This is a genomic window from Longitalea arenae (assembly GCF_016924755.1).
Lineage (GTDB): Bacteria > Bacteroidota > Bacteroidia > Chitinophagales > Chitinophagaceae > Niastella > Niastella arenae.
Map to the genome: position 1 here is coordinate 303187 of NZ_JAFFJX010000005.1, position 11699 is coordinate 314885.

At 47.5% G+C, this 11699-nt stretch carries 9 protein-coding genes; 2 read left to right on the top strand and 7 right to left on the bottom strand.

Annotated features, from left to right (window positions below):
• Positions 1-8 precede the first annotated feature (8 nt).
• The 7 genes from JT717_RS13905 to JT717_RS13935 all read right to left on the bottom strand — a co-directional run bounded on the left by JT717_RS13905 (position 9) and on the right by JT717_RS13935 (position 7126).
• Positions 9-1433 (bottom strand): GspE/PulE family protein, encoded by a 1425-nt coding sequence (locus tag JT717_RS13905; RefSeq protein ID WP_205511084.1) that lies wholly within the window; start codon positions 1431-1433, stop codon positions 9-11.
• Complete coding sequence (locus JT717_RS13910; protein ID WP_205511085.1) at positions 1430-1966, bottom strand: hypothetical protein; 537 nt, start codon at positions 1964-1966, stop codon at positions 1430-1432. The genes JT717_RS13905 and JT717_RS13910 overlap by 4 nt, the downstream gene beginning before the upstream one ends.
• A 5-nt stretch (positions 1967-1971) precedes the next feature.
• On the bottom strand, positions 1972-2397 hold the full coding sequence (locus tag JT717_RS13915; protein WP_205511086.1) for a prepilin-type N-terminal cleavage/methylation domain-containing protein: 426 nt from the start codon (positions 2395-2397) through the stop codon (positions 1972-1974).
• Positions 2398-3206: 809 nt separating this feature from the next.
• The gene (locus tag JT717_RS13920; RefSeq protein WP_205511087.1) at positions 3207-4394 is read right to left on the bottom strand and encodes a glycosyltransferase; all 1188 of its coding nucleotides are present in this window, start codon (positions 4392-4394) and stop codon (positions 3207-3209) included.
• 184 nt (positions 4395-4578) lie between these two features.
• Positions 4579-5343, bottom strand: a complete 765-nt coding sequence (locus JT717_RS13925) for a response regulator (protein ID WP_205511088.1) — start codon at positions 5341-5343, stop codon at positions 4579-4581.
• Positions 5340-6161, bottom strand: a complete 822-nt coding sequence (locus tag JT717_RS13930; protein WP_205511089.1) for a sensor histidine kinase — start codon at positions 6159-6161, stop codon at positions 5340-5342. The genes JT717_RS13925 and JT717_RS13930 overlap by 4 nt, the downstream gene beginning before the upstream one ends.
• Complete coding sequence (locus JT717_RS13935) at positions 6080-7126, bottom strand: tetratricopeptide repeat protein (protein ID WP_205511090.1); 1047 nt, start codon at positions 7124-7126, stop codon at positions 6080-6082. Before JT717_RS13935 ends, JT717_RS13930 begins: the two co-directional genes overlap by 82 nt.
• A 265-nt stretch (positions 7127-7391) precedes the next feature.
• Here JT717_RS13935 and JT717_RS13940 point away from each other — a divergent pair, with 265 nt between their 5' ends.
• Both JT717_RS13940 and JT717_RS13945 read left to right on the top strand, forming a co-directional pair.
• Positions 7392-11480: a hybrid sensor histidine kinase/response regulator transcription factor gene (locus tag JT717_RS13940; RefSeq protein WP_205511091.1), complete on the top strand. Its 4089-nt coding sequence runs from the start codon at positions 7392-7394 to the stop codon at positions 11478-11480.
• On the top strand, positions 11449-11643 hold the full coding sequence (locus tag JT717_RS13945) for a hypothetical protein (protein ID WP_205511092.1): 195 nt from the start codon (positions 11449-11451) through the stop codon (positions 11641-11643). Before JT717_RS13940 ends, JT717_RS13945 begins: the two co-directional genes overlap by 32 nt.
• The last annotated feature ends 56 nt before the right edge of the window (positions 11644-11699 follow it).

Below are 11699 nucleotides of genomic sequence, written 5' to 3' on the forward strand. Positions count from 1 at the left end.
AAACAGGGTTAATTTATTAGTAAGGAATAGATTTCATCTATACTCGTTTCACCGGCTTCCAGTAATTCAAACGCGTTTTCCGAAAGGCTTTTAATGCCCTTTGATTGTAACAGCGCGCTTACATTGTATTCGGTTGCTTTTATATGGCCTACAAGGTCTTCGTCGATCGGTATCACTTCGTATACCGCTTTACGTCCTTTATACCCGGTATTAAAACATTTATCGCAGCCCCCGGGTAAATAGTGCTCCTGTAATTTTCTATAGGGCGCAAATTTTCTCGGGAACAAAGTATCGTTAAAGGGCGCCTTCACTTTGCAGGAAGGGCATAATAGACGTACAAGGCGTTGCGCAATAGCTGAGTTCAATGTGCTTGCCAGCAGATAAGGAGCCACACCCATATCTACCAGCCTTGATATAATGCCCCAGGCCGAGTTGGTGTGAATGGTAGATAATACCAGGTGGCCGGTGAGGGCAAAACGTATGGCCATATTGGCGGTTTCCGTATCGCGGATCTCGCCGAGCATAATAATATCGGGGTCCTGGCGCAGGAAAGTTCGGAGGGATGTTGAGAACGTAAGGCCAATGCTCTCTTTTAACTGAACCTGGTTGATTCCTTCCAGCGTATACTCAATAGGGTCTTCGATGGTGGTAATATTGCGGGTGTCCTTGTTCAACAATTTCAGGGTGGCATACAGGGTGGTTGTTTTCCCTGAGCCTGTTGGTCCACTGATCAACAGGATCCCATTGGGACGCTTTATGCCATCCAAATAATTGTGCAGGTCGAATGGCGAGAATCCCAATGAATTGATGTCGATATTGGTAGCATCGTTACTCAGTAAGCGCAGCACGATCTTTTCTCCATGCAGGGTGGGCAGAATGGAAACCCGGATATCGAATTTGAGGTTTTGGTGTGTATAGAAAATACGTCCGTCCTGCGGCAGTCTTTTCTCTGCAATGTCGAGGTTGGCCGTAATTTTTATTTTATTGATGAGCGAAGGGTATTGCTTTTTATCGATGAGATAGCGTTGAACCAGCATGCCGTCGATCCGTATTCTCACCCGGCATTTTTCTTCAAATATTTCTATATGTATGTCGCTGCTGCGTAAACTTTTTGCTTCGCCGATCAGGTGCATCAAAAAAGAATCGGCATCGCCATGATAATAGGCATTTTGCTGCCGGTCGTCCTGCTGTTCTTTCTTATAATAAGATTCAAGTAACTGTTGGATCGTTTCACTGTTTATTTTGTGCAGCGAAACTTTTTTTCCCATGAGTAATTCAAGCTCGTCAGCAAGGCTGGGGTAGCTGGTGGCTTCGTCGGTATAAAACTGCAGCGCTCCGTTCATACTCTCCATGGGCACGATTCGGTAATGCCATGCCTGTTTAGTCGTGATCAGGGAAGCGGTTTGCTGGTTTATTGTTATCGGTTCGTTCATGTGTACAATAGATAGTTCAGGATCCAATCATCTTTGGTAAGCCCGTTATTCGTTACCTGTAAAAAGGCGATATATACTATTAAAAAAATAGCCATCCAACCGGCGAGCGGTACGGTAGCAGCCAATGCATTTGTTTTAAAGACCTTATTGAACAACCAATGAAAGCTGATGGCAAAGAGCAAACTGCTGCAATAAAACAACAGGAAGTTGAAGGGCGAGAAAAAGAAGCAGGCGGCTAACAAGAATAAAAGATCACCCAGGCCTATTTTCCCGTTGATCAGTTTTGACGTGACATCCCTGTTCTTCAGGCTGAAATAAAGTTTAAGCAGAACAAATTGCAAAAGCACAAATACGCTATTAATAAAAATGTAGGCCAGTGTTTCTTTCCAGGAGCCGGTTTGAAGATGGGAGTTTATAAAGCCCAGGACGGCAGTCAGGGGAAATAAATACCACAATACAGACCGGGATGAAAGATCCTGGTAAAAGACCAATCCGGCTGGTATCAGCAGTATTAAAAAGAGGAACCAGTGCATAAAACTTAATCAGGCGTTACTTCGGTTAAATTTTTATTGTTATCGATCTCCCAAACGTTAAATACACCATCACCGTCGAAATCTACCGTTGATACCGCACGAGCCCTGAACGTATTATTGGTGGCTTCAATGATGTCGATCTTGTAATTCGCCTGGCCGCCCTGGCCTGTTAACTTTTGCTGCTCAAAAGCGATCTCGTTAAAGTCGCGCGAATAATTGGATTTTTCAAAAAAGAAGTTCTTTTCAAGCGTATAAATATGCTGTAATTGAATTTTGGCTTCTGTGCTTTTGGCCCTGGTGATCAAAGGCATTAAGTTAGGCAGGGCAAGTAATATGAGGATCCCTATGATGATTAGTACGACTAGGACTTCCGTTAAGGTAAAAGCCGGAACTTTCCCTTTTAATGTTGGCTGGGGTTTGCAGTAGGTCATTCCTGGATGATAATTAAAATCGCGACAAATTAACACATTTGATTGATTTAATATTCGCTTGAGCAGTCCATTCAGGCACCTATTTTCTCACATGCATTTGCTAGTTATTAGTCACTTACACGCTTATTGGCAAAACTGCACGTTTATTGTCCAAAACTGCACGTTTATTGGAAAATCGGCTATGTAAATTATTTGAAGGCTATGCGAAAATATTTTATGAAAAAGCCAATCCATGTAATTGTCGCAACGTTCATACAGCAGCCTGCCTCCATCTCCACCATTTCTCCCGGTCTGCGCCGGGTCTGCGCTAAGGCGGCTTCGGGATTTCTTCGGGATATCCCAGCGAAAAGCGGGTGTTCCCATTGGGAAGACCCGAAGAAATCCCGAAGAAATAAGTGCTGTTTCATTGATAAACATCCTAAATGCCCATACGAATTTTTGGCAACAGTGCTTCGATGACCCGCTGCTTATGCTGTAAAGTAGGGTGTTGATTATTAGGAGCAATGCAGTCCGTCCCGACCTAAAACGGCCTTTTTATACCTGTTGCGGCACAAAATGGCCCATGACGGCTCTAATATACCCTTTGCGGCTCCAGCTGAGTGTTGAACGCTTTTTTCCTGTTGGTTTGATGGTAGATTTGTGCGGACGAGCGTGATGATCACGTTCGATAACCGGTTAGCAGTTCTTTGAATGATGGGAATGGAAAAAATGCACTTCTGGGTGGCATACCTGTCAGGTCAGGACTGCTACTCGTCAACTCGTCAACCAGTCAACTCGTCAACCAGGAATATTTCCCTTTATCAACTTTATCAACTGATCAGTTTACCAACCGCAATCCGCTGTTCCTGGTTCAGCCTGCCGATCTTTTCTACCAAAGCTGCTGCCTGGTAAATGGCCCGGTGTTGATGCGCCGCCATCCTTTGCTTATACGCTCCGTTTGTAAGCATGGTATTTACCGCCCTGGCGATTACAGATGGCGAGTTTGCCACGATCCCGGTCCCGCTTTGCGTCAGCCAGTCTTCCTGCGCTTTTTGCAGGGGCCGCATGCTTCTGCTCTTCAGCACGATCAGCGGTTTTTGCGTGATCAGCGCTTCGGAAATGGTCATGGCGCCGGCTTTGCCAATAACAAGATCGCTCAGTTGCAGGAAGAGCAAGGGCGTTTGGGGTAAATAGCTGTAAACAGCTACGGGGAAGGGAAGCTTTAGGGCGTTTATCCTGCCGAAGAGTTTTTTATGCTTACCGCAGAGAACGATCAGGTTCAGGTGCCGCTTTTCTTTGGCCAACGCGCGGATAATAGCCAGTATTTTGCGCGAGCCCTGTGCACCAAACGACAAAAGCGCTACCGGCCATTCGGAATTCAGTCCGATCGATCGCAATTGAAAAGCGCGGTCGGCCGGTACGGCTTCATAGGCGCTTTCATGAACGGGCATGCCGTCGATGCGAATACGGTATTGTTCCGGTATCCCGGCTTTGGCAGCCTGTTGCTGCAACTGCTCCGTTGCATTGAGATAGTACTGTTTTACTTTGGGCGTAAACCAGTAGCGGCTGCGCATTTCATGGAAGTTTACCGGTATGGTTATACATTGTACATGGGGATTCACTGCCATGGCGCTGCGATACAAGACCGGGTTGAACAGCGGCGTCACAGAAATGACCACATCGGGATAAAAGGATCGCCAGAATGCGGCCATCTTGCGAATGCCATTGCGGCCAATAAGGTCATGCACCAACAAGGCGCCGTCAACCAGTCCGCGCAGGTCGAAGGAGCGGTCAGCTTTCAATTGCCAGTTAAAGTAATGGATACCGCTGCGAATGATCTTTCCAAAGGCGGGAAAATGGTCGAATATTTCGGTAATGTTCACTAAACGTACGCGGCAGTGTGGTTGTTGTGCCTGCAATACCTGGTGTAAGGCGGTAGCGGCAGCATGGGAGCCGGAGGCGGCCTCTGAATACACAATGGCCAGGTTACGGGTGGTTTTCATACTTTCAACTTGCATACAAGGGATATTGGTACTGGATTGACAATAAAAATAGCAATTATACCATCGTATGCAAGCTTTTGCCGCAAAATATTACAGGCGGCCTCAACGATGTCACGGTTCCAGACCATGGCCGGTTATACTTTGGCACAGGTGCCTGTACATCCCTGTCATGGTTACACCCGTGGCCGCTTAACCTTCATCACAAATACCGGAAGCTTTTCAGAAAATCATCTTTATAATTCCTGCCGATCGGGATCTGGTGCGCCCCAATAATGATCTCTTCCTCGTTAAAGCTGTCAATGTTCTTGATGTTCACAATAAATCCGCGATGCACCCGTACCAGGGCCGGGTGGTTGAATTTGTCGGCAATGTATTGCAGCGACACCCGCAATGCTATTTTCTTATTGGTGGTAACCAGCTTGATATAATTGTTATCGCTTTCGGCAAAGAGCAGTTCATCGAGCGAGAACTTGTTGAAGCGGTAATTGTGTTTTACAAAAAAATAGTTATTGAAGAACAGCAGGGTCTCCCTGGCCTGATCTTCTTTTTCTGCAGCCGGGGGCGGTGGCTCCGTGGGTTTACCCAATACGGCGAAATTGTGAATGGCGATCTGGATGCTCGTATGCAAGCTGTCGTTATTGAACGGTTTTACCAGGTAAGCCGATGGATTGACGGCTTTGGCGCGGTTGATATATTCATTCTGGGAAAAAGCGGTTAAAAAGATCAATGGAACTTCCTGGATCTTTTTTAGCGCAGCGGCGGTTTCTATGCCGTCTTTTTTACCTTTTATATTAATATCCATCAACACCAGGTCCGGTTTCTGTTCGGTGAAAAGAGCAATAGCATCGTCGCTGTTTGCGGCAATACCCGCCACCTCGTAGCCCTCTTTTTGCAGGCGCATCGAAAGGTCCAGCGCTACAATGGTCTCATCTTCCACGATCAGGATCTTAACTTTTTCGTTCATGCTTGTACAGGTTTAAGCGGAAATGTAAATGTAAATACAGCACCGGCATCACAGTTCAGCTGCAAAGTTCCGTCCAGTTGCTGGGTGAGCGAAAGTATTAACTGCCGGCCGAAGGAAGCAGATAACCGCCAGCTTTTCTCCGTAAGTTCCCGGCCATTATCGGCGATGGTCAATTGCAGTTTACCGGCTTTTTCCAGTAAGGAAATATGTAATGCAGGTTCGCTTACCTCTTTGTAAGCGTATTTAAATGCATTTGTCACCACTTCGTTGAGGATAAGTCCTACAGGAATCGCCATATCGGCTTCCAGTTCCTGTACGCTTATGTTTAATTGCAGGTGGAAGTTGTGGGTTTTATAGCCATAGGCGTACATCAGGTTCTCCGATAATGCTGCAATGAACTCACCGATATTCACCCGGCTGCTTGTTTTCGTTTGATACAGTTTCTGGTGGATCAGGCTCATGGCTTCTATCCGGTGCTGACCTTCCATCAGCGCTTTTTGCGCCTGGGGATCTTCTATTTTGGCGCTTTGCAAATTCAGCAGGCTGCTCACGATCTGCAGGTTGTTCTTAACGCGGTGGTGCAGCTCTTTCATCAGGTAGTTGAGGTGGCCTTCCTGCTTTTTGATCTTCTTATTCTGCTGCCATACCCAAAACAACAAGGCCAGAAAGATCGCGGAAGCGCTCAGGGAGATGAACAATAATTTTTTGCGCAGGCGGTTTTGCTGATCCAGGTCTTTTATCTGGGCGTCTTTTTTACCGGTTTCATAACGGGCATCCAACTCCTGGGCATGGCCGCTGATGATCTCATCATCCCGCATTTTTTTAGCTCATGGTATTTTTCCAGTGCATGGGAGGCCGAATCATATTGATCCCGGCTGAATTCCAGCAGGGCGCGGTTGAGGTAATATTCAATAAGGTTGTCGTTACCTGGTGAAGTGGTGGCCATGAGGCGCTTCATGCTATCGAGGTACATGGCTGCCAGTTTATGCGGCGGCGGGCCATGCTGCATATCGAGGCTGGCGATCTTCGTATAGGCCAATCCTTTTGTCAGCGGCGTCACTTCCCGCAGCACCAGATAAGGCCGCATATCAGCTACTGCCTGAAAAGAGCGCTCATATTGTTTCAGGGCATTGTATGAATTGATGATCTGAATATAGGTTCGCGCAATGATGTCTTTATAATTTCCGGCACGGGCAAATTCGAGCGTTTTGGCGTGGTACACCAGCGCGCTGTCATATTGTTTAAAGCTGTTGAAGATATTCCCGATGTTCGAAGAGGTGGTGGCCATATCGTACCGGTTATTCGAGGCTTCCGAATACACCAGCGCTTTTTTATAGGCTTCTATACATTTTGTAAACTGATTGTTGTTGCGGTATACATATCCCAGTTTCCGGTAGATGGCGGCAAGCACATCCGGCGGCAGGGGGGTACGTTCGCTGATGGTCAATCCTTTTAAGGCATATTCCAGGGTCATGGCGTTGTTATCCCTTATCAGGTATACGGCGCTCTTGCCTGCATACACCATGGCCAGCGCCGTATCGTTACCGCTGGCGGCGGCTATACTTTCCGCTTCATTGTTCAATAACATCGCCGTATCGGGGTTCTGTAATAAAAAAATAAAAGCCGCCTCTGTAAGGTATTTTACTTTTTGTACTGGGGTTCCTGCCTGTTGACCGGCTTTCAGCAGGCTGTCGGTCTTAATACGCCATTCCTGCGCCATACAGAAAGAGGAAATAAAAAGAGATCCAATAAGCAGAAAGGGGTTTTTGCGGCGGCGCATCATTAAATAAAAATAGGGAGAGATTTCGAGATTTAGGGCTCCTGAGATCTGCTTTCAGTGCGCAGTAACCAATTTCACCATGCACTGTCAGATATGGGTTTGTTTATATGTGTAAAGCTGCCGGCCGCTAACCACCATTCAGGGCTGACGCTGCGCCATTGACCATTGACCATTGAGGTTCCCAACAAAATTGTTAGATTTACAATTCATAACCATGTACTCCTGCTGAACGTATACGGGAGACCTAACGATTGCAACCAGAACGCTTATGGGAATTTTTTGCAGGTATATCGCCTATGCTATACTACCATTATGCTTTTCCTGCATGGTATGGGCCAACCCCGGTTCCGCCATTACGCATTTAGGTATTCAACAAGGGCTGTCGAACAACTCTGTTCAATGCATTTACCAGGATCATCATGGCCTGATGTGGTTTGGCACCTACGATGGACTGAACAGTTATGATGGCTACGGGTTCAGGGTTTTCCGCAACAAGCTCAATGATACCGGTTCCATTCCGCACAATTACATTTACACCATTCATGAAGACCGCTTTAATAATTTATGGGTAGGCACCGGGCAGGGCATCGCTGTGTACAACCGCATCTTCGACCGTTTTTCACCGGTGTACTTTCATCCCACCTACGCCCCTGCGCAGCTACAAAAGATCAACTGCAGCATCAATATCATTCAATCCGATGCAAGCGGTAATGTATATATGGGAACCAATGGCTGGGGATTGTTCCTGAAAAAGCAGGGTGCTGATGCTGCCGTGCAGGTGACCGCACGGGTCAACGGCAAAGAAACGCCCTGGTATAATGTACAGTCCATTTACGTGGACCGGTCGGGGAGGGTCTGGCTTTTCATTCAGCACGCCGGTTTATGCCTTTTCAACCAGCGCAGTAATTCCATTGAGGTGGTAAATAATTCACTGAAGGGCGTCAGCACTATGGAAGTGGATGGGGCCGGATCTATCTGGCTGGGAACCGAAGAAGGGCTGTATCAGTATGACATCGCCGCTAACCAGCTCATCAAACATTATACAGAGGGCGCAGGCGGGTTAACTACAAACAGGATCGTGAGCCTCTGCAGCGATGCGCAGGAGAATCTATGGATCGGCACCATGGGGGGCGGCGTTTCTATTCTGCATAAACCCACTGCTTCCTTTCAGTATTTGCTGCCCGGCGAAAGCAATGATCAGCTCTCAAGCGAATCGGTATACGCTATTTTGGTGGATAAAGAATCCAGGGTATGGATGGGCACTTTGAAAGGCGGAATAGATATTATGGATGTGCATAAGAGCAGGTTCCGGACAATTACGCATAATCCGTTCGACCCAAACAGCCTAGTCAATAATTTCGTGTCCTCCTTTTATGAAGATAAACAGGGGCAGCTGTGGATAGGCACCGATGGCGGTGGCCTGAGCATCTGGGATCGTACCCGCAACCGCTTCTCGAATTTCCGTCATGAGCCGGGGAATGCCTTTTCCTTAAGTAATAACTCGGTCAGCTGTATCCGGCAGGATCGGCTTGGTAATACCTGGATCGCTACTTTCGGCGGTGGCATCAACCGTTTCAATCGCAGCACCGGTTTGTTTGAACACTATAAATGTATCAATGCCAACGGTGAAGAAAATAAAAATGTATGCCTTTTGTATGAAGACCGGGACCGTAACTTCTGGGCTACCACATTCGGCAATGGAAAATTATACCGCTTCAACCGGGCGCAGAACCGCTTTGAGGTATTTGATCCGGGTTTGAATGACCTTATGGCCATTACAGAAGATCATAGCGGCGCTTTATGGGTGGGCAATGCGCGGCAACTCATCCGGCTTAACAAACAAAACCTGCAGCATATCAGCTATGAAACCGGCAAACCGGTGCGGGCCATTTTCGAGGACAGCCGTTTAAACCTCTGGGTAGGAACAGAAGGCGGCGGATTGCTGCTCTTTGACCGGCATACAGGCAGGGTTATAAAACGGTATGCTGCAGAAGATGGTCTCACCAATAATGCCGTGCTGAATATCCTTGAAGATAGCAGCGGTTATTTGTGGATCAGCACGTTTAACGGTGTGTCGAAATTTGATCCGGTTAAAAAAGTATTCCATAATTTTTACCAGAGCGATGGTTTGCAAAGTAACCAGTTCTCGTATAATGCAGCGCTTCGTTTACATACAGGCGAGCTGGCATTCGGTGGCATCAATGGCTTCAACCTCTTCTATCCTCAACAGGTGAAAACCCGCAGCTTTATGCCCACCTTGCTGTTCACGGGCATTTGGGTGAATAATAAACCGCTGGCGGAAGTGCCGCGCTGTATTGTGAAGGTGGGCGGCGACCGCATCACTGAATTACGGATACCCTATAATGAGGCCATACTTTCTTTTCATTTCACCGCGCTGGAATATTCATCGCCCGAAAAAGTGAACTACGCCTATTTCCTGCAGGGCTGGGATAAACACTGGAACTATGCCGGTAATGTGCGTACGATCAATTATAATAATATCAGTGAAGGCAGCTACTGGTTGCGGGTAAGGTCAACGAATGCGGAAGGCATTTGGAATGAACAGGAAGCCACGATCCGCATCAGGGTCCTGCCACCCTGGTATCGCAGTTGGTGGGCTTATGGATTATACGTTTGTATATTGTCTACCCTCATTTATATCTATTACCGGTACCGCAGCCGGCAGTCGAAGCTGGAATACGAAATAAAACTGGCCCATATCAATGCGGAGAAGGAAAAAGAGATCAATGAAAAAAGACATTCTTTCTTCACCAATATTTCCCACGAGTTCCGCACGCCCTTAACGCTGATCATTAATCCGATCAAGGATATGTTGCGCAGGGGAGGGGCCGCCGGCGATGAAAAGGACCTGAGCATTGTCTATCGCAATGCAAGGCGTTTGCTGAGCCTGGTTGATCAGTTGCTGATCTTCAGGAAGGCAGACGTGGATGCCGATAAAATGACCTTTGCCAAACATAATTTCTATAAGCTCTGCCATGAAGTGTACCTGTGTTTTGTGCAGCAGGCCAAATCGCATCACCTGGAATATGTTTTTGTTTGTGATAACCCCGAGCTGCAATTATATGTTGATCGTGAGAAAATGGAGATCGTGTTGTACAATCTTATTTCCAACGCCATCAAGTTCACGCCACCGGGTGGCGCCATTACATTTAAAGTGCAGGAGTTAAGTAATACGGTTGAATTGCAGGTGCAGGATACGGGCTGTGGTATTCCGGCCGAAGCCACCGCACGCCTCTTTGAAAAATTTTACCAGGTTACTACCGCGCGCGCACCGCTAATACCTGGTTTTGGCATCGGGCTTTATCTCGTGCGTCATTTTATTGAAGCGCATAAGGGAACGATCACTTTTACAACGGAAGAAGGCGCGGGCACCAGTTTCTTCATTGCGCTGCACAAAGGCAAAGCACACCTGGGCAATGCCACCATTCTCGACGAAGCGCAACAGGAAGCGGTTATCCTGGATGAGCTGATGGAAGAGCCGGTGGAGGAAGAAAGGGAGGCAGATCACTCAGCGGGCAAAGCCGGTCTGCAGGTGACCGACCGGCGCCGGGTTTTGATCGCCGATGACGATAAAGCCATCCGGCAATACCTGCAGCAAATGTTGAAAGATAAATACGAGGTAATGGAAGCCGAAAATGGCCAGGAAGCGTTTACGCTGGTTCAGTCAACTGTCCCCGATATGATCATCAGCGATATCAGGATGGATGGCATGGACGGGATTGAACTTTGTAAAAAGATCAAGAAGGATGCCGCCCTGAACCATATTCCCCTGGTGTTGCTGACGGCTTCACAGGCCAGTGAAACGGAATTGCAGGGCATAGAAGAGGGCGCCGACCTGTACGTTACCAAACCTTTCGATAAAGACCTGCTGCTGGCGAAACTCGAGAATATCTTCAAGACCCGCCACGAGCTGCGGAATTACTTCTTCAATGAAATTACCCTGAAGCAGAACAGCCTGAAAGTGTCTGCAGATTACCGGGAGTTCCTCGAAAAATGCATTGCTATCGTTGAACGGCACCTGCATGATGATAATTTCAGCATCAAGGTGCTGGTAAAGGAGATCGGCATGAGCCATTCGAACCTGTATAAAAAGATCAGGTTGTTGAGCGGCCAGTCCATCACCAATTTCATCCGGTACATCCGGCTGCGCAAAGCGGCCGAGCTCATGCTGAAAGGCGACTATAACGTCAACCAGGCGGCCTTTGAAGTGGGCATCAGTGATATCAAATACTTCAGGACCCAGTTCAATAAGCTGTTCGGCATGAATCCTTCTGAGTACATTAAAAAGTACAGGCATTCTTTTAATGATCAATATCACGTTAAGCGGGAATCGTGAGATTCAATGGAAGACGGCCAACCGGCAACCGGCAACCGCCCAACTGGTAACTGGCAACCGGCAACTGGTAACTGGTAACCGGCCAACCGGTAACTGGCAACCGGCAACTGGTAACCGGCACCAGGCAACCGCCCTCTTTTTTACCAATTTGACCCTCTTATAAAGCAAATTCCCCCCTGTAGCGCCCGGAGGAAGGGGGATATTTTAGTATTCATAAAG

Bases quoted from the DNA above. Each gene is read 5' to 3' on its own strand.
- JT717_RS13905 (WP_205511084.1), bottom strand. From the start codon at position 1,433: ATGAACGAACCGATAACAATAAACCAGCAAACCGCTTCCCTGATCACG.
- JT717_RS13910 (WP_205511085.1), bottom strand. From the start codon at position 1,966: ATGCACTGGTTCCTCTTTTTAATACTGCTGATACCAGCCGGATTGGTC.
- JT717_RS13915 (WP_205511086.1), bottom strand. From the start codon at position 2,397: ATGACCTACTGCAAACCCCAGCCAACATTAAAAGGGAAAGTTCCGGCT.
- JT717_RS13920 (WP_205511087.1), bottom strand. From the start codon at position 4,394: ATGCAAGTTGAAAGTATGAAAACCACCCGTAACCTGGCCATTGTGTAT.
- JT717_RS13925 (WP_205511088.1), bottom strand. From the start codon at position 5,343: ATGAACGAAAAAGTTAAGATCCTGATCGTGGAAGATGAGACCATTGTA.
- JT717_RS13930 (WP_205511089.1), bottom strand. From the start codon at position 6,161: ATGCGGGATGATGAGATCATCAGCGGCCATGCCCAGGAGTTGGATGCC.
- JT717_RS13935 (WP_205511090.1), bottom strand. From the start codon at position 7,126: ATGATGCGCCGCCGCAAAAACCCCTTTCTGCTTATTGGATCTCTTTTT.
- JT717_RS13940 (WP_205511091.1), top strand. From the start codon at position 7,392: ATGGGAATTTTTTGCAGGTATATCGCCTATGCTATACTACCATTATGC.
- JT717_RS13945 (WP_205511092.1), top strand. From the start codon at position 11,449: ATGATCAATATCACGTTAAGCGGGAATCGTGAGATTCAATGGAAGACG.